A 24550-nucleotide genomic window follows, 5' to 3' on the forward strand; every position below is an offset into this window, starting at 1 on the left:
GATGAAAAAGGGATGGCACAAGATGTAGTGCCATCCCTTCTTTTCAAGATTGTGAGGGAAATATGTTGTGGGTGGGAGGTCTGCCCATAGGGGTGCCGCCGCTTCGCTGAATCAAGGCGCCGACCCGTCAAATCGAGACGATTGCGATTGGCCTAGACGATCACCCGTTAAATCGAGACCGATTGCGATGAGCCAAGATGATCGCCTGCCAAACCGGGGCGATTGCCGCCAAACCGAAACTCGGTTGCGATGGGCCAAGATGATTACCCGCTAAAACGAGTCCGATTGCAACGAACCAGGAGATCGCCCATCAAACCGAGGCGATTGCCGCCAAACCGAAGACCAGTTGCGCCCAGCACTCTCGGAAAAATGAAAGCAACTGGGAGTTTCCGGCTCCGAACGGCCAAGCTTGCCAGTTTTCGTAAGTATGTAATCCTCTTCCGCCCCTGGAGCGCGATATTGCCAGTTATTCCAAGTATGTAATCCTCTCGAATGCTTTTTCGACGTTCAGATCGGCCTAAACCGCACTCGATGTTATTTATTTCCTCTAAAAAGCCCCTCTGGACGAAGATATTCGACACTTTGTCTAGTATCTTGCACGCTCCAGGATTACATACTCGAGAAAACTGGCACATCGCGGAATTATAGGGGCGAAAAGGATTACATACTTGGGAAAACTGTCACATTGAGCGCGGCGGTATGGTCCGGCGATCGTTGAGGCTTCACCCGGGCTACGTCCGGCGATCGTCGGAGGTTCGCCCGGCTACGTCCGGCAATCGTCGGGGCTCTTTCCGAGTAGCCGGATGATGAACGGGGATACCCGATGAAACTTCGCTCGGGCTATGTCCGGCAGTCGTTGGGGGGGGGCTTCGCTCGAGATACGTCCGGCAACCGTTGGAGATCCGTTCAAGGCCCGCAGCCTTAACGCGCTTATTCGCCGCGCTTCGAATCGCGTTCGTTCGTCGCGCGCCTCGTCGCGCGCGCAACACCCACCACGCACAGCGCGGCTGCGGCGACCAGGATCACGATGAGCGCCAGCCAGCACAGATTGTCGTTGACCGCAGGATACGTAGCCCAGTCGGCGAAGTTCACATGCGTATGAAGGTCGAACGAGCTGAGCGTTCCGTAGAAAAGCATGTTCACCACGCCGCTGCCCAGAAAGACCCCTGCGCCAAACGCCGCAATGGCGGCCGCCAGACGAAACGGCAAGGCGACGCGCATGTACCGCACCGCCAGAAACGTCGTCCATACCGGCACGAGCATCACCGCGGCGACACAATCCATCCGCAGTGTTTCTTCAAGCACCCCCCATCGCGCATGCAGGTAGCTGACACCAAGAACATCAGCAGCATGGATACGGTGGACAAATAAATAAGCCCCTTATGCGAAAGAGCAGGAGCATCCGAGCGCCGCGCCGCCCACACCAGCACAAATGGCAGCGCCACAACGCTCACGGCGAACAGCAAACCCACGAAAGACAGGCTGAACGTCTTCAAGCCCGCCCATCCATAGCGCCCGTACTCCACCAGCATCAGCAGATTCGCGAAACAATACCCCGAGCAGAACGCCGCCATGCCGCGCTCTGTCTTCACCAGCACGGGCACATGGGTGAACGACGCCAGAAGCAGGCACCCCGCCACCGCCCGCGCAATGTCGTAGGGAAACGGACCAATGAGGTTTTGGGTCGTAGCCGCGCCCGCAATGACGAATAGGTAGATCGCACTCCACGCGATGAGCCACGCGAGGCGCACTTTGCGATGCACGTCCACCTCGCGCTCCATACGGCGTTGGCGCTCGTCGTCGCTCGCCGTGACCAGTTCGTGTTCGCTCACTTCAAGCGCCTCGCACAGCGGCGTAATCTGCGTGATGTCGGGGTAGGACACGCCACGTTCCCACTTGCTCACGGCCGGTTCCGTCACGTAAAGCTTTTGCGCGAGCTCTCGCTGCGAAAGGCCTTTCGCCGTGCGCTTCTCTTGTTGCCCAATCTCATCCGGCGCTCATCCCCAAATCCCGCGTCAAGAAGCACCTGGAGAAAATGCGATTCCCTCGCCGCCCCTATCCGCACTCAAGATCTTGCGACAGAACCATCTCGCAGGGAAACGATGGCCGACCTATTGCGCCCACCCCATTACAGTTTGAGTCGCAGTTAATTCGATGTTCGGGACGACGGTCCAGGATGTCGGATTACGATTGGGGCAAGTCCATAGGGACTGCCGATCGGGCGCCCGCGGACGGCCCCCACAACGGCCGCGCTCAGCGATACCCGCATGCCACCTCGCTGAAATAATTACGCTTAGCGATATTCGCCTCTCCCTTCGCGCTGAAAAAGGCACGTTTAGCGAGAATTGGGCCTCTTCATGCTGAAAAAGTTACGTTTAGCGAAAGCTCTTCCCCAGACAAATGAGGACCCCTTTGCAGCAAAGGCTTTGAACAACAGCCCCATCAGGCATTATTGGAATTCTCAATGAAAGCCGATGCAGCCACTCTTCCTTCGAACGCCCTTTCCATAACGCTAAACGCAACATTTTCAGCAAAAGACACCCTGAATCTCGCTAAACGCAACTTTTTCAGCAAGGGATCGCCCAGGGCAAACCTGGACGTACGGCACGCGCCGTGGAGAACGAGAAAACGGCTCCATGTGTCGAAAAACACTCCACCGGCGGATGCGCTATCGCGTCCCGCCAAATACTTCACTTTCACGCCCGACCTTCTACGCGAGAGGGTGCGCCTGGACAGCCGCTCGCGGGAGACCGTTGCCGCCGCCCGCCCATATGCGCGCGAGGGTGCGCTCTGTGCCGATTGCTATTCAGCCAGCTTTTTCGCCCCGCCCCTCTGCGCGCGAGGGTGCGCCGCCAGGTATTCCTCGCGAATATGGGCGCGGCTTACGTGGGTGTAAATCTGGGTGGTGGCGATATCGGAATGCCCCAGGATTTCCTGAATTGCGCGTAAGTCCGCCCCTCCCTCTAGCATGTGGGTGGCAAACGAATGACGCAACGTGTGCGGATGCAAATCCTCGATCCCCACGGCAAGCCCCGCATCGCGCACCAGCGCATGCACACTCTGACGAGATATGCGCCCGCCGCGTGCGTTGAGAAACACCGCCGAACATGCGCGCCTCGCATGCGCAGACAGCTCGGGACGCCCGGCATCAAGATACGCCGAAAGCGCTGCCTCTGCCATGCCGCCAATAGGCACCGCGCGCTCGCGCGACCCCTTTCCCATCACGCGCAACAGCCCCTCGTTCAGAAACACATCGGACGAATCGAGTCCGCACAGCTCACTCACGCGCAAGCCGCAGCCATACAGAACCTCCAGCATGGCACGGTCGCGCAACCCCAGAGGACCGTCACGAAATGGCTGCGAGAGCAACGCATCCGCCTGGTCAACCGTGATAGCGTCGGGCAAGCGATCAGGGATTTTGGGCAGCGGCACCAAATCGGCTGGATTCGTACGGCAATACTCCTCGCGCACAAGAAACTTGCTGAACCCCTTCACCGCCGCCATGTGGCGCTCCACACTCGACGGCGCATATCCTCGCTGTTTGAGGTCTGCAGCGTACGCCTCCACGTGCTCATGGGTCACTTCGGCGAAATCGGATACTCCGCGCTCGCCAAGAAACGCGAGATAGTCCTCCAGGTCGTCAGCGTACGAATTCAGGGTCGCACGCGAAGACCCGCGCTCCACCGACAGATACGATAGATATTCGTCTCGAAACGCCAGAAGGCCCGACGCCGCGGCGCCGAGCCCTTCCGCCGTTTTCCTGAGCGACAGCCTTGCCATGTAGATCCATACCGTCCCTTGCCAAAGGCGGCCTAGCGCGCCCGCCCCGTGTGGCCCCATTCATCGAACGCACCATACCACGAACGGCGAAGCGGAGCATACCGGGGCACAAGGAGAATAGCACACGCCTTTAGGCACTGCGCGATTCGCGCCCTTTGCATGCCGCCGCAACAAACGAAACGAACAGCGGATGCGGGCGCGTGGGACGACTCTTGAACTCAGGGTGCGCCTGACTGGCCACGAACCACGGATGCTCGGGAAGCTCGACCATCTCCACCAGGCGATCGTCGGGCGAAGTGCCGGAAATCACCAGACCCGCCTCCTGCAGCGCGCGGCGATACACATTGGATACCTCGTAGCGATGGCGATGGCGCTCATAGATAATCTCATCGCCATAGATCTGGCGCGCAAGGGTGCCCTGCGCAAGCTTGCAGGGATAGGCCCCCAGACGCATGGTGCCGCCCTTGTCGTCGATGTCCTCCTGGTCGGGCATGAGCGAAACCACCTGATACGTCGCATTCTGGTCGAACTCGGAGGACGTGGCGCCCTCAAGGCCGGCCACATCGCGCGCAAACTCGCACACAGCCGCCTGCAGCCCCAGGCAGATGCCGAAGAACGGCACCCCGCGCGTGCGCGCAAAACGCACTGCGGCAATCTTGCCCTCGAACGCGCGCTGGCCAAAGCCGCCCGGCACCAAGATGCCATCCATCCCGCTCAAAAGCTCCTCGGCGGTCTCGTCGGTCACACGCTCGGCGTCGATCAGGTGCAGCTTCGCATTCACCCCGTTTGCCACACCCGCATGGTGCAGCGCTTCGATGATGGAGAGGTAGGCATCGGGCAGGCTCACGTATTTGCCCACCACGGCGATATCCACCTGCCCCTCACGGTTCTTCTCGGCGGAAAGGAATGCGCGCAGCGGCGAGAGGTCGATTTCATGCGGCTCGAGCCCCAGCTTTTCGAGCACCTTGAGGTCGAATTCCTGGTCGAAAAGCCCCAGCGGCACCTCGTAGAGGCTAGGGCTGTCCACGCACGCCAGCACGTCGGTGGGCGCCACATCGCAAAACAGTGCGATTTTCTCGCGCACGCTGGACGAAACCTCGTGGTCGCTGCGACACACGATGAAATCGGGCTGCACGCCCATGGAACGCAGCTCCTTCACGCTGTGCTGCGTGGGCTTGGTCTTCACCTCGTGCGCGGCGGCGATGTAGGGCACGAGCGTCACGTGCACGAACAGCACATCGCCCGCCGGGCGCTCTTTTTTGAACTGACGCGCGGCCTCGATGAACGGCTGGCCCTCGATGTCGCCGATGGTGCCGCCTATCTCGGTGATCACGATGTCGGCGCCCGTGGTTTCGGCGATGCGGCGCAGACGTTCCTTGATGGCGTTGGTCACATGCGGGATCACCTGCACCGTGCCTCCCAGAAAATCGCCGCGACGTTCCTTGGCGATCAGGCTCTGATAAACGGAGCCCTGCGTGAAGTTTGATTCGCGCGTGAGGTTTTCATCGATGAAGCGCTCATAATGCCCCAAGTCAAGATCGCCCTCGTGGCCGTCCTCGGTCACGAACACCTCGCCGTGCTGAAACGGGCTCATCGTGCCCGGATCCACGTTGAGGTACGGATCCATCTTTTGCATGGTCACCTTGTAGCCGCGCGCTTTAAGCAGATGCCCCAGCGATGCGGCGGTGATGCCCTTGCCTAGCGACGAAACCACGCCGCCCGTCACAAAGATGTGTTTTGCCATGGACGCTCCTATCTCATTCGGGAGCTCGGCGGGCGGGGAGGACTCGTGCTCAAAACAGTCCTGCTCGCTCGAACGCGCCGGATGCGCCCTCTCGGGCGCAAAAGGCAGGCACTAAACATGCCACTGGCATGTTTACCATGCGGAACTGCGCGCGATGTCCTCCCCGCCCGCCGAGCTCCTCACATGCACACATATCGAAGTTGAGCAGCAATGCCTATACATAAAAAAACGCCTCGGAGCCCATGCGGCTCTTCGACGTTTCATCATTGTAGCTCACGACGCGACGCTCTCCTCAAGCGCTTTGCGAATTAACACAGGAGAAACCACCGCGTGCCGCACACGCTAGGCTATAATCCCTCTGTTCGACATACGCCCAAAGACGGAACGCCCGTCTTGCATATCAGAAGGGGGCCGCCATACCCATGCGCATCGGATTCGACAACGACAAGTACATCGCCCTCCAGGCAGAGCACATCCGCGAACGCATCGGACAGTTCGGCGGCAAGCTGTACCTGGAATTCGGTGGCAAACTGTTCGACGACCATCACGCCTCGCGCGTGCTGCCGGGATTTCAGCCCGACAGCAAGATTCGCATGCTCAAGCAGTTCGCTGATGACGTGGAAATCATCGTGGCCATCAACGCCAACGATATCGAGAAGAACAAGGTGCGCGGCGATCTGGGCATCACCTACGATGAGGACGCCCTGCGCCTTCTAGACATCTTCGCCAATATGGGCTTTGCCACCGCGGGCGTGGTAATCACCCGCTACCAAGACCAGCCCTCCGCCAAAGCGTTCCGCCGCAAGCTGGACTCCTTGGGCGTCAAAAGCTACCTGCACTACCCTATTGCCGGATACCCCAACGATATGAGCACCATCGTGAGCGACGAGGGCTTCGGCAAGAACGAGTTCGTTGAAACCACCCGCCCGCTGGTAGTGGTAACCGCCCCCGGCCCCGGCTCGGGCAAGATGGCCACCTGTCTTTCTCAGCTCTATCATGAGCACAAGCGCGGTATCGAGGCCGGCTACGCGAAGTACGAGACCTTCCCCGTGTGGAACCTGCCGCTCAAGCATCCCGTGAACATTGCCTACGAGGCCGCAACGGTTGATTTGGACGACGCCAACGCCATCGACCCCTTCCATCTGGAGGCTTACGGCAAAACCACAGTGAACTACAACCGCGATATCGAGATTTTCCCCGTGCTCAAAACCATGCTCGACCGCATTCTGGGCGCGTGCCCCTACAAGTCGCCAACCGACATGGGCGTTAACATGGCGGGCCTCGCCATCTGCGACGACGACGCCTGCCGCGACGCCGCCAAGATGGAAATCGTGCGCCGTTACTTCCAGGCCGCAGTCGATGCTCGACGCACCGGCGTAGGCCAAGAGTTCGTCGAGCGCCTGGAGCTCCTGATGAACCAGGCGGGCGTGGATTCCAACTTCTCGCCCGCACGCAAAGCCGCCCTTCTGAAGGAAGAGGCAACCGGCGCCCCCGCCGGCGCGATGGTTTTGCCCGACGGCCGCGTGGTCACGGGCAAAACCTCCAACCTGCTGGGTGCGGCGTCATCGCTTCTGATGAACGCGCTCAAGGGCGTGGCCGACGTGGATGAGGACTTGTTCGTCATAAGCGACGAGGTGATTGAGCCTATCTGCCGCCTGAAAACCGGCACGCTGCACGCCAACAACCCGCGTCTGCATTCCGACGAAACGCTCCTGGCGCTCTCGGTGAGCTCCGCCACCGATCCCATGGCGAAAAAGCTCATTGACAACGCCGATAGGCTGCACGGCTGCGACGCGTTTTTCAGCGTGATCATCTCCGAGACCGACGAGAAGCTGTATCGGACGCTGGGGATCAACGTTTGCTGCGAGCCCAAGTATGAAAAGCGGAGGTTCTTCCATAAGTAACCCTCCGGGGGCAAAGGGGGAAGGGGCGAGGATGGTTCCTCGCCCCTTCCCCCTTTGGAGCCCCGGCGCGCTCTCGCGCGCAGAAGCCAGGGACTAAACACGCCACTGGCGTGTTTACTGCACCAGCCCGCGTGAGACACCGGATGGTTGAGGCTTCATCGCCCACCGGGGGCGGCCTCGCTTCGCTGGCCGCCCGTTCGCGAGCGCGGTTGAGCTCGAAACGCCGCCAAACGCCTCTCTCTCGGTTCGCGCTTCGCGCCGCGCACGTTGCCTTTGGCTCGTGCACGGCGGAATTCGCTTCGCTCTTCCGCGGTTCGGCACGGAGCACTTTAACAGCGGCAAGCCCTTCGCGACCAGCGCCAAGATGCCCAAATCATCACCGCACGTCCTGAGTGTCTTAGAGGCGCTGCCTTTACTACCGCCACAAACCGTCAACCTCAAATCCAGCCAAAAACAATGAGGCCCGCCCTCGTCCCAATCGTGGACGCAAGGGCGGGCCTCGGTTTTTGCGGGCACCTGTAATGCGAAGGCTGATTCGCCTGCTTGCTAGTGCGCGATGTCCTTGAAGAAGGTTTCGGAGATGGCGCTGTAGAAGCCCTCGTTCTTGTATCGCAGCAGAATGGTGGGGTTGTGCGACTTGCGCACCAACACGCGATCGATGGGCTCGTCGAGGCTGATAAATTCGCCGTCTACGAAATAGCTCGCCTCGCGGCTTTCGGGGTTGCGAGACAGATCGATCTCAACGATGTCGCTCGGATCGGTGACGATGGCGCGCGAGAGTAGCGAGTGCGGAGCCAGCGGCACAAGGATGAGGCCCTTGAAGTCGGGGGCGACGAGCGGACCGCCGGCCGAAAGCGCATAGGCGGTCGAGCCCGTGGCCGAAGACACCACCAAGCCGTCGCCGCGCATATCCACAATATGGTTACCCGAGATTTCCAGGCCAAAATCGATGATGCGACCCAGCGCGCCGCGCGTAACGGAGAACTCGTTGAGCGCAAAGCGGCTCGCCACCACATTGCCCTCGGAGATCAAATCGACATGAAGACTCGCGCGCTCCTCGCGCGTCACATCGCCGGCAAGCGCAGCCGCCACAATGGGCACAACGCCGTCTTCGCTTGAATTGACCAAGAACCCCAGATGTCCGAAATTGATACCCAGAATAGGCACGCGCGACTTACCCACCAAGCGGGCGGCGCGCAGAATGGTGCCGTCGCCACCAAGAGACACAACCATGTCAAACGCCGACATGTCGATATCGGCGCCGGTGCCCTGAATCGACTCGATGGACAGCGGCATAGAATCCAATTCCTGATGCCCCACTCCCTGCGAATCCAGATAGGTCGCCAGCAGCATCGACGCATCAATGGCCGCCGCGTTGGAGTTGTTGCGAATAATCAGGATGTTCATGATACCTCGTTTCAAAAGCCGTCGTCAGACGCTACTATGACGATAACTTTTGCATTATACCCAAACCCCGAAAGCGTAGTATGAGCGCAAACCACATTTCCACATCAGAAGACTCTTCGCGCGATGCGCGCGCAACCCAGCCCGAGCCCGCATCCGACGCGTCCTCGATAGGTGGATCGGCCGCACTGATCAGTTTCTTCGTCATCATCTCTCGCATCACGGGCTTCGTGCGCACCTGGGCCATGGCATTCGCTCTCGGCTCCACCATGCTTGCAAGCTCCTACCAGGTGGCCAACAACCTTCCCAACATGCTCTACGAGATGGTAGTCGGCGGCATGCTGGTGACCGCCTTTCTGCCTGTGTACATGTCCGTCAAAAGCAAGCTCGGCGAACGCGGCGGTAACGAGTACGCGAGCAATCTCTTAAGCCTCACGGTAATCATCCTCGGCCTTGTCGCCCTTGTATGCACCTTGTTTGCCCCGGCGCTCATCTATACCCAAAGCTTCATGAGCGACCAGGGCACCATGGGCGACGCGATCTTCTTCTTCCGCTTTTTCGCGATGCAAATCGTGTTCTACGGCGTGTCGACCATCGTAAGCGGCCTGCTCAACGCCTCACGCGACTACCTGTGGAGCAGCGCGGCTCCCATCTTCAACAATGTGATCGTTGCCGCTACGTTCATCCTCTATGCCGTGGTCGCCCCAAGCGATGCCGAACTGGCCAAGCTCATCATCGCCATCGGCAACCCCCTGGGCGTGTTCATCCAGATGGCCATCCAGATTCCGGCGCTCAAACGCAACGGCATCCGCATTCGCCCCCATATCAACCTCCACGACCCCGCGCTTCGCGAGACCCTCTCCATTGGCGTGCCCGCCGTCATCGTGATGGTGGCAGGCCTCATCATCGTGTCGGTCCAAAACGCGGCGGCATACGCCTACCTGGACAACGGCCCCTCGGTCATCTCGTATGCGCGCCTGTGGTTCACGCTCCCCTACGCGTTTCTCACGGTGCCCATCACCACTACGCTCTTCACCGAAATCGCCGATATGCAGACACGCGACGACATGGAGGGCTTCAAACGCGCCGTGGTATCGGGCAGCAACCAGATTCTGTTCTTCATGATCCCGTTTATGCTCTATCTGATAGTATTCGCCGAGCCCCTGGTTACGCTCTACCACATCGGCGCCTTCACTCAAGAGAACATCTCTCAGATAGCTATTTATCTAATCGCACTCGCCACATCACTGCCCGTATACGGAGTGAACACCTACATGCAAAAGACGTTCTCCGCGCTTCGCTGCATGAAACAGTATGCGATCATGATGGTGGTGTCTGCCGCTATCCAAATCGCCTTCATCGCAGCCTTCCTGGCCCAAGCGGCGACGATCTCCCCCATGGTTGGCATGGCAAGCGTTGCGTTCAGCGAAACCGTCTACTACCTTGTGCTCGACGTTGCATGCTTCGTGTTCCTGCGCGCAAGGCTCGGCAAGCTCGGCCTGGGAAGCCTCGCACGAGCCGTTGCCCTGTCGTTGGTCCTCGGCATACTGGGAGCCGGTATCGGCGCTGGAATCTCATGGGCGCTGCAAGGCACCATCGCGCCCTCCGACGGATCAATCATCCATGCTCTCATACGAATATTCTGCGGCGGCATTGTCGCACTTGTCGTCACGTTCGGCCTCGCGATAAAGCTGCGCTTACCCGAAGCGAGCTTCCTCATCAATGCCGTTGGCCGTTTCGCGGGCAAGCTGGGCCGCTCGAAAACTGCAACGCAGCCTGACGAGGATCTTTCCGCCGCGCCCGCCGATGCGTGGCGAGAAGGAGAGCAGCCCGTGGAGCTCGTCGGCGCGCCCAAAGATGCACGGCACTCGAATCGACGCGACCAAAGCCGAAGCGCCCTTGCCGAGTCGCGCGATTATGAGCCCAGCGCCCAACCCGAGGGAACCCGTGACACGGTTAGTAGTCGAATCGTTCGCGCGGCACACGCCAAGCAGTCCGAGCAACAGGTACAGGAGCTTGAGCGCAAGCTTGCCTCGGCGCGCCATGCCCGCGGAGCAGCCCCGAAGAGCGCCCCGAAGCACGCCAAGCAGCAAACGAGCCCGAGCGACGCCAAAATCGCCCGAGCCCGCCACGCTCGTTCCACATCGGCCAACAATCGTTAGCGCTGGTCTCGTGCGCCCCTGCTGGCTCCATGAGCCCTGATTAATGCGATCAGCGTCGTACGATGCCCGTGGCGCCCTCTGTCGCCAGCTGCCCGTGAGGAGCCCAGCACGACTGCCCTCCTCACGGGCAGTCACAGACAGCCAGCACCACCCGCAGCATGAAATACAGCATGGGGCATCTTCGCTGGCCTTTAATCAACCGGTCTCTTATGGTCCTCTTCGGTGGTAAGAATCACCGGCCCGTCCTCGGTGATGGCGACGGTCTTCTCGAAGTGAGCGCTCGGCTTGCCGTCGCGCGTAACCACGAGCCATCCGTCTGGCATCTGGCGCGTCTTCCGCGTGCCCATATTGATCATAGGCTCAATCGCCAGCACCATGCCCGCCTCAAGCAGAATGCCGCGATGACGATGCCCATAGTTGGGCACATTGGGCTCCTCATGCATGTTGCGCCCGATACCGTGCCCCACATACTCGCGCACTACGCCATATCCGTGAGCCTCGGCAATCGACTGCACCGCATATCCGATATCGCCCAGACGGTTTCCCGGACGTGCAGCGTCGAGCCCTGCCCACATGCATTTCTCGGTCACGTCGAGCAGCTTCTGCACCTCGGGGGAAATCTTTCCCACGGGATATGTCCAGGCATTATCCCCTACCCAACCGTCAACAGTGGCGCCGGTGTCGATCGAGATGATGTCTCCCTCCTGCAAAGCCACCTTCGCAGACGGAATCCCATGCACGATTTGCTCGTTGATGGAGGCGCAAATGCTGCCGGGGAACCCACCGTACCCCTTGAACGCAGGTATGCCGCCTTCAAGACGAATAAGCTCCTCGGCGTATTGATCAAGTTCGAGCGTGGTTACCCCAGGAGCAACCTTAGAGCCCACCTCACGCAGCACCTTTGCCGAAATGCGGCCTGCTTCCTTCATGGCTTCAATTTCGGCTTTTGATTTCCTGATAATCATCCCTACCAGCTTTCGTAACACGTCAGACATCTGCAGCAATGTATCTGAACTTCTAGCAAAGTGTATACAAGTGCAAACTGCATTTGACAGCCATTCTATCACGCTCTCGCTTCACGGATGCATTTGTTAGTATTGGCTTACTCATTGCAAAAAGAAAGACCCGCCAAAGCGAGCCTTTCAAGAAGGTAAGGTTTCGCTACTCAGCCTTAGCGGCAAAGTCGCGGGAAACGGAAGGATCGATAGAGATGCCGGGGCCCATGGTGGAAGCCACGGTGATGGACTTGAGATAACGACCCTTAGCCGCAGAAGGCTTCATGCGAACGATCTCGTCGTACACAGCGCCGTAGTTCTCGGCCAGCTTCTCAGCGGTGAAGCTCACCTTGCCGAGAATGACGTGAGCGATGCCGTAACGGTCGGCACGATACTCAACCTTGCCACCCTTGAGGTCGGCGATGGCGGTAGCCACGTCGGGAGTAACGGTACCCAGCTTGGGGTTGGGCATCAAACCGCGGGGGCCGAGGATTTTACCCAGACGGCCGACCTTGCCCATCATGTTGGGCGTAGCGACAGCGGCGTCAAAGTTGAGGTTGCCGGCCTGAATCTCAGCAACCAGGTCGTCGGAGCCAACGATGTCGGCACCAGCGGCCACAGCGGCCTCGGCGGCAGCGCCCTCGGCGAACACGGCAACGCGAACGGTCTTACCAGAGCCGTTAGGCAGGGAGACCATGCCGCGCAGCTGCTGATCGGCCTGACGGGTGTCGATGCCCAGACGGAAGTGGACCTCAACGCTCTCGTCGAACTTGGCGGAGGAAATCTCCTTCATGAGTTCGAAGGCCTCCATCGGGGTGTACAGCTTGCCGGCCTCGATCTTCTCGGCAGCAGCCTTCTGATTCTTGGTGAGTTTCATTGAAATTCCTTTCGTGGTACTGGCGGGCAATGCCCTTCCACTTGATTAGCGAACTACTCAGCCTTGCCGGCGAGCATGGCGGCGAGCTTCTTGGAAGGCACGTAGGTCTTCTTCATCTCGCGACCCTCGACGCGCACGCCCATGGAACGGGCAGTGCCGGCGACGATCTCCATGGCGGCCTCAATGTCGTTAGCGTTGAGGTCGGGCATCTTGATCTCGGCGATCTCGCGGAGCTGATCCTCGGTGAGCGTACCCACGAACTTCAGCTGCGGGATACCAGAGCCGCTCTTGATGCCGAGCTTCTCCTTGATGAGAACAGCCGCGGGAGGAGTCTTGCAGACGAAGGTGAACGTCTTGTCCTCGTAGACCGTGATCTCAACAGGGATAATGGTGCCGGCCTGGTCCTGCGTGGCGGCATTGAACGCCTGGCAGAACTGCATGATGTTGACGCCCTGGGCACCCAGAGCCGGGCCTACCGGAGGAGCCGGATTGGCGGCGCCGGCAGGAATCTGCAGTTTAACGAAACCGCTTACTTTCTTCTCAGCCATCGTTTGTTTTCCTTACCTTCAAGTGACTTTACTCTTACGACCACGCTGCACGAGAAGCCCTGTCCACTCAGGCATGCAACGGGTCGAGAATAATCGCATTAAATAGTGGCGACCTGATCGAACGAAAGCTCGACAGGGGTCTCGCGTCCAAAGATGGAGACCATGACTTTGACTTTGCCGGATTCCGGAGATACCTCGGAAACGGTGCCGTCGAAGTCTGCCAAAGGACCGCTCGTAACCTTGACGGCCTGCCCCACCTCGAGAGAGGAAGAGGTGACCTTCTTGGGGCCGGCGACCGAGGTGCGCTTCATGATCTTGTTGAACTCTTCGCGAGTCAACGGCTCGGGATGACCCTGGCTTCCGACGAAGCCGGTTACGCCGGGGGTGTTGCGCACCGCAGCCCAGCTGCGATCGTCCATCTCCATACGGACGAGCACGTAGCCGGGGAACACCTTCTTCTCGCTCTCCACTCGACGGCCGCCCTCTTTGATCTCGGTGACCATCTCGGTGGGGATTTCGATGCCGAAGACGTTGTTCTCGAGGCCCATGGTCTCGATACGGCTTTCAAGGTTCTTTTTGACCTTGTTCTCATAGCCGGAATACGTGTGGAGCACGTACCATTTCTTTGCCATGCTAGGCTCCTATCCCGGAAAGAGCAACCATCAGAGGCGTGATAATCAGGTTGTCCAGAACGGCGACGAATACGCCGAAAAACACCAGCGCGGCAACGACAACGCCCGTCCAACGAAGCACCTCGGGGCGTGTAGGCCACGTAACGCGCTTCAGCTCGGCCTTAACCTCGCGCAGGAACTTGAAGCGCTGCTTCTTGGGCTTGGCAGCCTTCTTTTCCTCCGCCTTCTTGGCGGGCTTGGCGTCGGCGCTCTTGGCCTTGGACTTGAACAAGCCCTTTTTCTCCGGAGCGGCCTCCTCTACGGTTGCCTCTACGGCGTTGGCCTCACGCTCGGCAGCCTGGGCTTTGCGCGCCTGACGCGCAGCAGATGCCTTTGCCCTTTGCGTTTTGGATTTCTTCGCCATGTCCTCTTATCCCTTATGCGGCACAGGGCCGCAGAATCGCCTTTGACAAATTTTGACCAAACAGCAAAACAAGCAGCTCGCGTTGAAGCTGCTTGAACAAGCTGGCACGCCAGGAAGGACTCGAACCCTCAACTTGCGGTTTTGGAGACCGCTGCTCTACCAATTGAACTACTGGCGTGTTTCCCTTATCTTATCGAGTTTCCTTGTGCAGAGTGTGCTTACGGCACCACTTGCAGTATTTCTTCATCTCGATGCGATCCGGATTATTCTGCTTGTTCTTTTTGGTCGTGTAGTTACGGCGCTTGCACTCGGTGCACGCCAGAGTGACCAACGTACGCATGAATTCTCCTTCAGAATGATTGAATCGTAGCTTGTTTCGTACACATAGGAGCACTTCCGTGATAAACGGAGCCCGCATAAGGCGGGCTCCGTCATCGAATCACGTCCAGTATCAAGAGTGGTTACTTGATGATCTTGGTCACACGGCCGGAGCCAACGGTGCGGCCACCCTCGCGGATAGCGAAGCGGAGGCCTTCCTCCATGGCGATGGGGTGAATCAGCTCGCCGCGGAGCTCAACGTTGTCGCCAGGCATAACCATCTCGGTGCCCTCGGGCAGGTGGGCAACACCGGTAACGTCGGTAGTGCGGAAGTAGAACTGCGGACGATAGCCGTCGAAGAACGGGGTGTGGCGGCCGCCCTCTTCCTTGGTCAGGATGTAGACCTGGCCCATGAACTCAGAGTGCGGGGTAACCGAACCCGGCTTGGCCAGAACCTGGCCGCGCACGATGTCCTCACGCTTGATGCCGCGGAGCAGGCAGCCGATGTTGTCGCCAGCCTGAGCCTCGTCGAGCAGCTTGCGGAACATCTCGATACCGGTGCAGACCGTGTTCTGGGTCTCACGGATACCGACGATCTCCAGCGGGTCGTTCACATGCAGAACGCCGCGCTCAACACGACCGGTAGCAACGGTGCCACGGCCGGTGATGGTCATGGTGTCCTCAACAGCCATCAGGAACGGCTTGTCGACGTCGCGCTCGGGGGTGGGGATGTAGGAGTCCACAGCGTCCATGAGCTCCCAGATCTTCTCCTGCCACTCCTTGTCGCCCTCCAGAGCCTTCAGAGCGGAACCGCGGATGACCGGGATGTCGTCTCCGGGGAACTCGTACTCGGTGAGCAGCTCACGGGTCTCCATCTCGACGAGCTCGATGAGCTCCTCGTCGTCAACCATGTCGCACTTGTTCAGGAAGACGATGATGTAGGGCACGCCAACCTGACGGGCGAGCAGGATGTGCTCGCGGGTCTGAGCCATGGGGCCGTCGGTAGCGGCGATAACCAGGATAGCGCCGTCCATCTGGGCAGCACCGGTGATCATGTTCTTGACGTAGTCGGCGTGGCCGGGGCAGTCAACATGAGCATAGTGACGAGAGTCGGTCTCGTACTCGATGTGAGCGATAGAAATGGTGATGCCGCGCTCACGCTCTTCAGGAGCCTTGTCGATCTGATCGAAGGCAGTGAAGTCAGCATGGGCGGTGCCATGGGACCCGTCGTTCTCAGACAGGGTCTTGGAGATAGCAGCCGTCAGGGTGGTCTTACCATGGTCAACGTGACCGATGGTACCGATGTTCACATGCGGCTTGCTGCGCTCGAACTTCTCCTTAGCCATTATTCCTCCTCTTGGAATGGTCGAATGACCAAATACTAACGTGATACTAATACACGCGCCCAAAGGACGCGTGTACGTGATGCAAATGGTAGCGGTGACTGGATTCGAACCAGTGACGCCACGGGTATGAACCGTGTGCTCTAACCAACTGAGCTACACCGCCGTGTATAACTCGCATTGCCAAGGGCAATGATGAGCAGGTAAACTGGAGCCCGCGACCGGACTTGAACCGGTGACCTCTTCGTTACCAACGAAGTGCTCTACCGACTGAGCTACACGGGCGAACTGGTGGGCGCGCTAGGATTCGAACCTAGGTAGGCAGAGCCAACGGGTTTACAGCCCGTCCCCTTTAACCACTCGGGCACACGCCCAGTTCATCAAAGTGCTCGATGCGTTATGTGTACTTATCAAGCTGCCGCTTTCGCGTTTCGCAGATGTTCCCGAACGCGAGAGCGAAAGCATAATACGCTAGCATCCTAGTCGTGTCAACACTTTACACGCCTCCGGGCGTATCCATTCATATCCTGTTCATATCGACGCTCTGGCCTGGTATTTTCTTAGACTTGACATGCCATCACCCTCCTTCTTGACGTAATTGCGCGAAAAATTTTTTCAAAAAAGTTTTTGGCTAATCGCCGGTTTTTCCTTGCGTTAAACCGCTCATGCGCAACCGGATGACGGCCCCTCATCCGCCTTCACGCCAATAAGATTATTCGTTTCCTTTCCCTGAAACTGGAAGGGCGAGCCCTCTGGACTCGCCCCGCACATTTGAATCTCTCCACGCGTTTATATCTTATATGTTGGAAATCTGCTTGCCGTAAGAACTTGTGACGTGCGCAACTCGCCTATTGCCCCTAAGTCACCGCTCCCCTTCTTGCGACCGGTATTGCCTCCTATACATCAGCATCCATATAGGAATCGAACTCATCGGTAATCTTCTTCGACGGCGGCTCCGTCAGAAGCGACACCACCACAATGGCGATCAGCGAGAAGATGAAGCCCGGCAAAAGCTCGTACACGCCGAAGATACCGCCGAGCGGCTTGATTGCAAAGCTCCACACGATAACGGTGACGGCGCCCACAAGCATGCCCGCCAAGGCGCCTTGCTTATTGGTGCGACGCCAATACAGGCTCAAAAGCATAAGCGGTCCGAAGCTTGCGCCGAAGCCCGCCCAGGCATATGACACCACCTGGAAAATCGAAGAGTTCTGATCGAGCGCGATCACGATGCCAAAAATGAGAATCACGGTCAGCGCCACGCGCGACACGAACATGCACTGCGCCTCGGTCGCGTTTTTGTTGATGATGCCTTTATACAGGTTCTGCGAAATGGCGGATCCGGCAATAAGCAGATAGCTCGAAGAGGAAGACATGGTGGCGGCGAAAATGCCCGACACCACGAGGCCGCACACGAACGCGGGCAGCATCACCTGCGCCAGCAGAATGAAGATGTTCTCGGCGCTCGACGAGGTAAGGAACGCGTCAGGCATGGCGGCGCGGCCCACAAGACCGATGCACACCGCACTAGCCAGAGAGATGACCACCCAAATGGTGGCAATGATGCGGCTCTTTTTGATCTCGTCGGAATGCCGCACGCTCATGAAGCGCACGAGCACCTGCGGCATGCCGAAGTAACCCAGGCCCCACGCAAGGCAGCCCACGATGGTCACGATGCCGGTGCCATAGACGGCCGCATCGCCGAACACGGGCATGCCGTTCTCCACAAGCTGCACGCCATCGGGTCCGAGCGTGGGGTTCGCCTGCTCGGTGGCGGAAAGGAAGCCGGGGATGGACTGGAGGAATGCCACGGTGTTGTCCACGCCGCCCGCCATGCCCACGCTGCCAACGAACACGATGACCAGCGCGCAAATCATGATGGTGCCCTGGATCAGGTCGGTCGTGCATACCGAAAGGTAGCCGCCCACGAACGTGTACACGAACACCACAAGGGCGCCGAGGATCATCATGGTGGTGTAATCGAGGCCGAACAGCTGCGTGAACAGCTTTCCGCACGTAACAAAGCAGCTGCCGCAATAGATGCAGAAGAACAGCAGAATGATGATGGCTGCAACGCTCATCAGCACGCGCTTGTCGTCATGGAAGCGATTGCTGAAGAAATCGGGCAGCGTGATGGAGTTGCCAGCCACCTCAGAATACTTGCGCAGACGGCGCGCCACGAACTTCCAGTTAAGATAGGTGCCAATCGCCAGGCCGATGGCCGTCCACATGGCGTTCGACGCACCCATGAAGTACGCGATACCCGGCAGGCCCATGAGCAGCCAACCCGACATGTCGGATGCCTCGGCAGAAAGAGCCGTAAGCCAAGGGCCCAACCCTCGCCCGCCCAGGAAATAGCTCTCGGAATCTTTGTTCGACTTCTTCAAATAGAAAAAGCCCACCGACAGCACGACGATGAAGTACAGCGCCATTGCTGCGATGACTTGGATATCGTTACTCGACATCTGAAACCCCTCTAGTGTACTTTGCGCCCTTTTGGCGCCGGCATGAAAACATAGCCTGCAATTATACGGTAAAGTGCATGCGATGGGCTTGACATGCTTTATTTTGGTAAAGTGTCGCCCTGGACGGCAGATGCGAACATATGCGGCAGCGCGAAAGCGTTGCCGCCGGATAAGGAGGAATGCCGTGAGCTATGCAGAATTGAGCCGCGAGGAGCTCGAGGCGCTGAAGGCGGCGCTCGAGGCCGAATACGCCGAGCACTGCGCTAAAGGGCTTGCGCTGAATATGGCACGCGGAAAGCCGGGGGCCGATCAGCTGGCCCTGAGCCTTCCAATGCTCGATTGCGTGAATGCGACTACAGAGCTTTTTGCCGAAGACGGCACCGATTGCCGCAACTACGGCGTGATGGACGGCATCCCCGAGGCAAAGAGGCTCATGGCGTCAATCATGGACCACGACGCTGAGCGCGTGTGCGTATTCGGCAACTCCAGTCTCAATATTATGTATGACCTCGTAAGCCACGGCATGCTCTACGGCTACCTGGGCGCACCTGCGTGGAAGACGCTGCCCGAGATTGCATGGATTTGCCCCTCCCCCGGATATGACCGCCACTTTGCCATCTGCGAACAGCTAGGGATTCGCATGATCCCCGTAAGAATGACGGAGACGGGGCCTGACATGGACGAAGTGGAGCGCATCGCGGCGTCCGACGCTTCAGTCAAAGGCATCTGGTGCGTGCCGCAGTACTCCAATCCTACTGGCGCCGTGTACTCCGATGAGGTGGTGCGTCGCCTGGCGTCGATGGAATGCGCCGCGGAGGATTTCCGAATCTTTTGGGATAACGCCTACTGCGTGCATCATTTGTACGAGGGACGCGAGGCGCATGTGGCTGACATCGCTGCGGCATGCGAGGCGTCCGGCCACCCCGACCGCTACTTCAAGTTTGCAAGCACTTCCAAGGTGACGTTCCCCGGCGCAGGTATTGCGGCTGTGGCGGCAAGCGCGGCAAACATCGCTGAAATCAAATCGCGCGTGGGCGTGCAAACCGTAGGCTACGATAAGCTCAACCAGCTGCGTCATGTGAAGTTTTTGGGCGACGCGAACGGCATGGCCGAGCACATGAAGAAGCATGCCGCCATTATCGCGCCAAAGTTCGATATGGTTCTCGACATGCTTGAAGCGGGCCTTGAGGGCGTTGGCGCCACGTGGAGCAAGCCAGACGGCGGTTACTTCATCAGCTTCGAGGGTCTTCCCGGCACCGCCAAGCGCACCGTGGCTCTGGCGAAAGAGGCGGGCGTAACCATGACCGGCGCCGGCGCCACCTGGCCTTACAAGAATGACCCGCGCGACACCAACATCCGCATAGCCCCCACCCTACCGCCCATGAATGAGCTTGAGCAGGCAATGGAGGTGTTCGTCTGCTGCGTTAAGCTTGCGAGCGTGGAGGCGCTGCTGGCGGAATAGCTTCGCTTGAGGATGAGGGCGGTCGACGGTATACGCGCCGACCGCCCTCCTTTGAAACGACGCAATACTTCCAAACTAGAGTTGCTCGAATAACAAGCTGACGATCGGCTTCGCTAGGCACAACCCAAAGCGCATACAGACAGGTGCGGCATACGTTGAACAACTCTGCATATGCTCTATTCTTGCCGTCTTGGGCGCTAAGTGCACAAGACGGCAAGAATAGAGCATCGACTGCGACAGGCGGCAAAGCAAATGCCGTTGCAGGAGAATATTGAACTGGGATTATGTTGGAATAACCCCGTTATCTTCTACGCAAGAAGCTACCGCCAAGAATAAACCTGCTCTATTCCCAACCTTTCGGACATCAGGTGCACGAAACGGGAGCAATAGAGCAAGTCGAAGCGTGAATAACGAGAATGAAAGACAAGAAACCAACGTTGGAGCACTTGGCGATACCCCAGCTTCAGTCACACTCGCAAATGGCATGCGATTTGAAGCACTTGGCGATGTCCCAGCTTCAGTCATGCTCGCGAACGGCGCGCGAGCATAGCAAGCGCGCCCGAGTGGGCGATGAGGCTCCAAATATCCGGTTTCCCTTCTGAGCTGGTGCGAGGAGTGGGGATAGGGGTTCTAAAGGGGGGAAGGGGCGAGGAAACATCCTCGCCCCTTCCCCCTTAGACTAGCGTCGCAGACTACTCCTTGTCGTACATCGCCTTGAGATCGACCAGATGCTGATAGCGCTCCATGGCCGCTTCCTCGCTGCGCTCGAAGAGGTTCTCGGCGCGCTCGGGGAACTCGCGGGTCAGACGGCTGTAGCGTGCCTCGTTCATCAGGAACTCACGATAGCCGCCCGCAGGCTCCTTGGAATCGAGGATGAACTTCTTGCCGGCGGGAGCCGCAGGATTGAAGCGATACAGGTTCCAATACCCGCAATCCACCGCGCGCTTCATCTCGTCCTGGCAGTTCGCCATGCCGCCCTTGATCGAATGCATCTCGCAGGGGCTGTAGCCGATGATCAGCGAAGGTCCGGGGTACGCCTCCGCCTCGGCGATAGCCTTGACGGTCTGCGCGGGCTTGGCGCCCATAGCCACCTGCGCCACGTACACATATCCGTACGCCATGGCGATTTCGGCCAGGCTCTTCTTCTTGATATCCTTACCGGCGGCGGCAAACTGTGCCACCTGACCGATATTGGAAGCCTTGGAAGCCTGACCGCCCGTGTTGGAGTACACCTCGGTGTCGAACACGAACACGTTCACGTCCTCACCGGAAGCAAGCACGTGGTCCAAACCACCGTATCCGATGTCGTACGCCCAACCGTCGCCGCCGAAGATCCACACGCTCTTCTTGGTCAGGTATTCCTTGTTGTCAAGAATCGCCTGCGCGTTGGCAGCGCCCTCGGCGCACTCGCCCGCTGCGATCTTCTCAAGCTCGGCGATATAGGCCGCGGCGGTCGCCTTGCTTGCCTCCGCATCTCCGCGAGCGTCGAGCCATGCCTGCGCGGCTTCCTTCGCCTCGGCAGAAGCGCCCTCGGCAGCGAGGAGATTCTCGGTGCGAGCAACCAGGGTGTCGCGCACTGCCTCGTAACCTAGAAGCATGCCCAAGCCATGCTCGGCGTTGTCCTCGAAAAGCGAGTTCGACCAAGCGGGACCATGACCGTCTTTGTTCACCGTATACGGCGACGTGGCTGCCGGACCGCCCCAGATCGAGGAGCATCCAGTGGCGTTTGCGACGTACATGCGATCGCCGAACAGCTGCGTGACCAAGCGCGCATACGCGGTTTCGGCGCAGCCGGCACATGCGCCGGAGAACTCGAGCAGCGGCTGCTTGAACTGGCTGCCCTTGACGGTGGCGTCCTCAAGCTGCGGCTTGGGGGCAACGTTGTCCACGCAGTAGTCGAACGCGGCCTGCTGGGCCAGCTGGCCTTCGGCGGGCGCCATGAAAAGAGAATCCGTGGGGCACTGGCCCACGCACACTTCGCAACCCATGCAGTCGAGCGGCGAGATGACAAGCGTGTACTGCAGACCGGCAGCGGCCTTGCCCTTGGCGGGCACCAGGACGCAAGACTCGGGGGCGGCAGCAGCCTCCTCTTCGGTGAGGGCGAAGGGACGAATAGTGGCGTGCGGGCACACATACGAGCACTGATTGCACTGGATGCACTTGGCGGGATCCCACACGGGAACGCTCACGGCAACGCCGCGCTTCTCGTAAGCTGCAGCACCCTGCTCGAACTGACCGTCGGCGTAATCGACGAACGCGGACACGGGCAGGCTGTCACCGTTCATGTTACCCACGGGCTCCATGACCTCGCGCACCTGCTTGACCAGCTCGGGGCGGCCCTTGAGCTCATCGACCGCAGCCTCATCGGAGGCATTCGCCCACTCGGCGGGCACCTCAATGCGGGTATACGCGCTCGCGCCCAGGTCGATCGCCTTGTGATTGCGGTCGACCATCTCCTGCCCCTTCTTCATGTAGGACTTGGTGGCCGCATCTTTCATATATTTGATAGCGTCGTCCTGCGGAATCACGCCCGCCAACGAGAAGAAGGCCGACTGCAGAATGGTGTTGGTGCGCTTGCCCATTCCGATTTCGATGGCAAGGTCGATGGCGTTGATGGTGTAGAGCTGGATGTCGTTCTGAGCGATATAACGCTTGGCCTCGGCATCCAGATGATGTTCAAGCTCCTCAGGCGTCCACTGGCAGTTGATCATGAACACGCCGCCAGGTTTGACGTCCTGCACCATGCGGAAGCCCTTGGTGACATACGACGGATTGTGGCATGCCACGAAGTCGGCCTTGTTGATGTAGTAGGCGCTCTTAATGGGACTGTCGCCGAAACGCAGGTGGCTCACGGTGACGCCGCCGGTCTTCTTGGAGTCGTACTGGAAGTACGCCTGAACATATTTATCGGTGTGGTCGCCGATGATCTTGATGGAGTTCTTGTTGGCGCCCACAGTGCCGTCACCGCCCAGGCCCCAGAACTTGCACTCGATGGTGCCCGCTGCTGCGGTATTGGGGCTGGCAGGATCCTCAGGAAGCGACAGATGCGTCACGTCGTCCACGATGCCTACCGTGAACTCGCGCGCAGGCTCGTCCTTCTCGAGCTCCTTGTAGATGGCGAACACCGACGAAGGCGGCGTATCCTTGGAGCTCAAGCCGTAACGGCCGCCGCAAACCTTGAGGCCGCCCACGCCTTCCTGAACGAGCGCGTTGACGACATCCATGTACAGCGGCTCGCCCACGCTGCCGGGCTCCTTGGTGCGGTCCACAACCGCGATCTTCTTGACGGTCTTGGGCAAGGCGGCCACAAACTTGTCGGTCACGAAGGGGCGATACAGGCGCACCTTGACCAGACCCACCTTTTCGCCCTGAGCGTTGAGGTAGTCCACGACCTCCTCCACCACGTCGCAGAAGGAGCCCATGGCCACGATCACGCGATCGGCGTCGGGCGCGCCATAGTAGTTGAAGAGCTCGTAGTTGGTGCCCAGCTTGGCGTTTACCTGGTGCATGTACTCCTCGACCACGGCGGGCAGGGCGGCATAGTGCGTGTTGCATGCCTCGCGGTGCTGGAAGAAGATGTCGCCGTTTTCATGGCTGCCGCGCATGGACGGACGCTCGGGGTTGAGCGCGTGCGCGCGGAACGCCTTCACGGCATCCATGTCGCACATCTCGGCCAAGTCGGCGTAATCCCACACGGCGATCTTCTGAACCTCGTGCGAGGTGCGGAAGCCATCGAAGAAGTTGATGAAGGGAACCCCGCCCTTAATGGCGGCGAGGTGGGCAACGGCGGAAAGGTCCATGATTTCCTGGACGTTGGTTTCGGCGAGCATCGCGAAACCGGTCTGACGGCATGCCATAACGTCAGAATGGTCGCCGAAGATGCTCAGCGCGTGCGTCGCAACCGTACGAGCGCTCACGTGGAACACGGCCGGGAGCATTTCCGCCGCAATCTTATACATGTTGGGAATCATGAGCAGCAGGCCCTGGGATGCGGTGTAGGTGGTGGTGAGGGCACCAGCCGCGAGCGAGCCGTGCACCGTGCCAGCAGCGCCGCCTTCGGACTGCATCTCGCAAACTTTGACCGTAGTGCCAAAGATATTCTTTTTGCCGTTAGCTGCCCACTGGTCCACGAAATCGGCCATCGGGCTCGACGGCGTAATCGGATAAATGCCAGCGACCTCGGTGAACGCATAAGAAACATACGCGGCGGCGTTGTTTCCGTCCATGGACTTGAGTTCCCTCGCCATACTTCACTCCTGTTCTTTTGCGGCATGCATAATGCGAGCGCGGAGAAACGCGCATTCGCATAGCCCCCATACTCAAGGCACAAGTGCCCCATCGGTCGAAACCTCAGACGATGGGCATATTATCAGCACGACGCGACGCTTTAGGCGGGCAAAGTGCTTCGCGCGTATTTCCGTGCGCTCATGTTCGGTGAGCGGGCGGCGAAAATGGCAACCGAAAGCACCGTCACTCGCGTCGCCTAGACAAACCGGGGGAATTGTCCGCTCGG

The 24550-nt window shown here is 59.2% G+C and carries 18 protein-coding genes and 4 tRNA genes; 3 read left to right on the top strand and 19 right to left on the bottom strand.

The genetic code is table 11. From position 1 onward, the window contains the following. Nucleotides 1–930: 930 nt before the first annotated feature. The 5 genes from DMP06_RS02485 to DMP06_RS02500 all read right to left on the bottom strand — a co-directional run bounded on the left by DMP06_RS02485 (nt 931) and on the right by DMP06_RS02500 (nt 5524). Nucleotides 931–1284, bottom strand: coding sequence for a hypothetical protein (locus DMP06_RS02485; RefSeq protein ID WP_123208165.1), 354 nt, complete (start codon nt 1282–1284; stop codon nt 931–933). Continuing rightward, the gene (locus tag DMP06_RS02490) at nt 1263–1985 is read right to left on the bottom strand and encodes a helix-turn-helix domain-containing protein (RefSeq protein ID WP_123208166.1); all 723 of its coding nucleotides are present in this window, start codon (nt 1983–1985) and stop codon (nt 1263–1265) included. Before DMP06_RS02490 ends, DMP06_RS02485 begins: the two co-directional genes overlap by 22 nt. Nucleotides 1986–2442: 457 nt before the next feature. Further along, nucleotides 2443–2700, bottom strand: coding sequence for a hypothetical protein (locus DMP06_RS11305; RefSeq protein WP_148042479.1), 258 nt, complete (start codon nt 2698–2700; stop codon nt 2443–2445). 102 nt (nt 2701–2802) lie between these two features. Next, nucleotides 2803–3780: a site-specific tyrosine recombinase XerD gene (gene xerD / locus DMP06_RS02495; protein WP_123208167.1), complete on the bottom strand. Its 978-nt coding sequence runs from the start codon at nt 3778–3780 to the stop codon at nt 2803–2805. A gap of 130 nt (nt 3781–3910) precedes the next feature. Beyond that, nucleotides 3911–5524 carry a CTP synthase gene (locus tag DMP06_RS02500; RefSeq protein WP_123208168.1) on the bottom strand — a complete coding sequence of 538 codons (1614 nt, stop codon included), beginning with the start codon at nt 5522–5524 and terminating at the stop codon, nt 3911–3913. A 422-nt stretch (nt 5525–5946) separates the two neighbouring features. Here DMP06_RS02500 and DMP06_RS02505 point away from each other — a divergent pair, with 422 nt between their 5' ends. Continuing rightward, nucleotides 5947–7428, top strand: coding sequence for a DUF1846 domain-containing protein (locus DMP06_RS02505; protein ID WP_123208169.1), 1482 nt, complete (start codon nt 5947–5949; stop codon nt 7426–7428). 546 nt (nt 7429–7974) lie between these two features. Here DMP06_RS02505 and DMP06_RS02510 read toward each other — a convergent pair. Next, nucleotides 7975–8835 (bottom strand): NAD(+)/NADH kinase, encoded by an 861-nt coding sequence (locus DMP06_RS02510; protein ID WP_123208170.1) that lies wholly within the window; start codon nt 8833–8835, stop codon nt 7975–7977. A gap of 80 nt (nt 8836–8915) precedes the next feature. Between DMP06_RS02510 and murJ the strand changes: the two genes are divergently transcribed. Further along, nucleotides 8916–10994 carry a murein biosynthesis integral membrane protein MurJ gene (gene murJ, locus DMP06_RS02515; RefSeq protein ID WP_123208171.1) on the top strand — a complete coding sequence of 693 codons (2079 nt, stop codon included), beginning with the start codon at nt 8916–8918 and terminating at the stop codon, nt 10992–10994. 191 nt (nt 10995–11185) lie between these two features. Here murJ and map read toward each other — a convergent pair whose 3' ends face one another. From map to putP, 12 genes are all read right to left on the bottom strand, one after another. Next, on the bottom strand, nt 11186–11959 hold the full coding sequence (map, locus tag DMP06_RS02520; protein WP_123208172.1) for a type I methionyl aminopeptidase: 774 nt from the start codon (nt 11957–11959) through the stop codon (nt 11186–11188). A gap of 196 nt (nt 11960–12155) precedes the next feature. Further along, on the bottom strand, nt 12156–12866 hold the full coding sequence (gene rplA, locus DMP06_RS02525; RefSeq protein ID WP_123208173.1) for a 50S ribosomal protein L1: 711 nt from the start codon (nt 12864–12866) through the stop codon (nt 12156–12158). Nucleotides 12867–12919: 53 nt separating this feature from the next. Further along, entirely contained in the window at nt 12920–13414 is a 495-nt protein-coding gene (rplK, locus tag DMP06_RS02530; protein ID WP_123208174.1) for a 50S ribosomal protein L11, read from the bottom strand. Between the two features lie 98 nt (nt 13415–13512). Continuing rightward, nucleotides 13513–14046 carry a transcription termination/antitermination protein NusG gene (nusG, locus tag DMP06_RS02535; RefSeq protein ID WP_123208175.1) on the bottom strand — a complete coding sequence of 178 codons (534 nt, stop codon included), beginning with the start codon at nt 14044–14046 and terminating at the stop codon, nt 13513–13515. Between the two features lies 1 nt (nt 14047). Further along, nucleotides 14048–14449, bottom strand: a complete 402-nt coding sequence (gene secE / locus DMP06_RS02540) for a preprotein translocase subunit SecE (protein WP_123208176.1) — start codon at nt 14447–14449, stop codon at nt 14048–14050. 102 nt (nt 14450–14551) lie between these two features. Next, nucleotides 14552–14627 (bottom strand) — tRNA-Trp (locus DMP06_RS02545). 12 nt (nt 14628–14639) lie between these two features. After that, a complete protein-coding gene (rpmG, locus tag DMP06_RS02550) occupies nt 14640–14789 on the bottom strand; it encodes a 50S ribosomal protein L33 (protein WP_123208177.1) in 150 nt (49 codons plus the stop codon). Nucleotides 14790–14910: 121 nt separating this feature from the next. Next, nucleotides 14911–16113, bottom strand: a complete 1203-nt coding sequence (gene tuf / locus DMP06_RS02555) for an elongation factor Tu (protein ID WP_123208178.1) — start codon at nt 16111–16113, stop codon at nt 14911–14913. A gap of 86 nt (nt 16114–16199) precedes the next feature. Continuing rightward, nucleotides 16200–16276 (bottom strand) — tRNA-Met (locus DMP06_RS02560). A 43-nt stretch (nt 16277–16319) separates the two neighbouring features. Further along, nucleotides 16320–16395, bottom strand: a tRNA-Thr gene (locus DMP06_RS02565). Between the two features lie 4 nt (nt 16396–16399). Next, nucleotides 16400–16484, bottom strand: a tRNA-Tyr gene (locus tag DMP06_RS02570). A 522-nt stretch (nt 16485–17006) separates the two neighbouring features. Further along, nucleotides 17007–18575, bottom strand: a complete 1569-nt coding sequence (gene putP, locus DMP06_RS02575; protein ID WP_123208179.1) for a sodium/proline symporter PutP — start codon at nt 18573–18575, stop codon at nt 17007–17009. A 184-nt stretch (nt 18576–18759) separates the two neighbouring features. On the opposite strand from putP, the gene DMP06_RS02580 reads away from it, so the two are divergent. Beyond that, a complete protein-coding gene (locus DMP06_RS02580) occupies nt 18760–20037 on the top strand; it encodes an aspartate aminotransferase type Ic (protein WP_123208180.1) in 1278 nt (425 codons plus the stop codon). Between the two features lie 692 nt (nt 20038–20729). Here DMP06_RS02580 and nifJ read toward each other — a convergent pair. Further along, nucleotides 20730–24284 (bottom strand): pyruvate:ferredoxin (flavodoxin) oxidoreductase, encoded by a 3555-nt coding sequence (gene nifJ / locus DMP06_RS02590; RefSeq protein ID WP_123208182.1) that lies wholly within the window; start codon nt 24282–24284, stop codon nt 20730–20732. Nucleotides 24285–24550 lie beyond the last annotated feature (266 nt).

The organism is Slackia equolifaciens (genome assembly GCF_003725995.1).
Taxonomy (GTDB): Bacteria; Actinomycetota; Coriobacteriia; order Coriobacteriales; family Eggerthellaceae; genus Slackia; species Slackia equolifaciens.

Excerpts from the sequence above, each read along its gene's own strand:
- DMP06_RS02485 (WP_123208165.1), bottom strand. The coding sequence starts at position 1,284 with ATGGATTGTGTCGCCGCGGTGATGCTCGTGCCGGTATGGACGACGTTT.
- xerD (WP_123208167.1), bottom strand. The coding sequence starts at position 3,780 with ATGGCAAGGCTGTCGCTCAGGAAAACGGCGGAAGGGCTCGGCGCCGCG.
- DMP06_RS02500 (WP_123208168.1), bottom strand. The coding sequence starts at position 5,524 with ATGGCAAAACACATCTTTGTGACGGGCGGCGTGGTTTCGTCGCTAGGC.
- DMP06_RS02505 (WP_123208169.1), top strand. The coding sequence starts at position 5,947 with ATGCGCATCGGATTCGACAACGACAAGTACATCGCCCTCCAGGCAGAG.
- DMP06_RS02510 (WP_123208170.1), bottom strand. The coding sequence starts at position 8,835 with ATGAACATCCTGATTATTCGCAACAACTCCAACGCGGCGGCCATTGAT.
- murJ (WP_123208171.1), top strand. The coding sequence starts at position 8,916 with ATGAGCGCAAACCACATTTCCACATCAGAAGACTCTTCGCGCGATGCG.
- map (WP_123208172.1), bottom strand. The coding sequence starts at position 11,959 with ATGATTATCAGGAAATCAAAAGCCGAAATTGAAGCCATGAAGGAAGCA.
- rplA (WP_123208173.1), bottom strand. The coding sequence starts at position 12,866 with ATGAAACTCACCAAGAATCAGAAGGCTGCTGCCGAGAAGATCGAGGCC.
- rplK (WP_123208174.1), bottom strand. The coding sequence starts at position 13,414 with ATGGCTGAGAAGAAAGTAAGCGGTTTCGTTAAACTGCAGATTCCTGCC.
- nusG (WP_123208175.1), bottom strand. The coding sequence starts at position 14,046 with ATGGCAAAGAAATGGTACGTGCTCCACACGTATTCCGGCTATGAGAAC.
- secE (WP_123208176.1), bottom strand. The coding sequence starts at position 14,449 with ATGGCGAAGAAATCCAAAACGCAAAGGGCAAAGGCATCTGCTGCGCGT.
- rpmG (WP_123208177.1), bottom strand. The coding sequence starts at position 14,789 with ATGCGTACGTTGGTCACTCTGGCGTGCACCGAGTGCAAGCGCCGTAAC.
- tuf (WP_123208178.1), bottom strand. The coding sequence starts at position 16,113 with ATGGCTAAGGAGAAGTTCGAGCGCAGCAAGCCGCATGTGAACATCGGT.
- putP (WP_123208179.1), bottom strand. The coding sequence starts at position 18,575 with ATGTCGAGTAACGATATCCAAGTCATCGCAGCAATGGCGCTGTACTTC.
- nifJ (WP_123208182.1), bottom strand. The coding sequence starts at position 24,284 with ATGGCGAGGGAACTCAAGTCCATGGACGGAAACAACGCCGCCGCGTAT.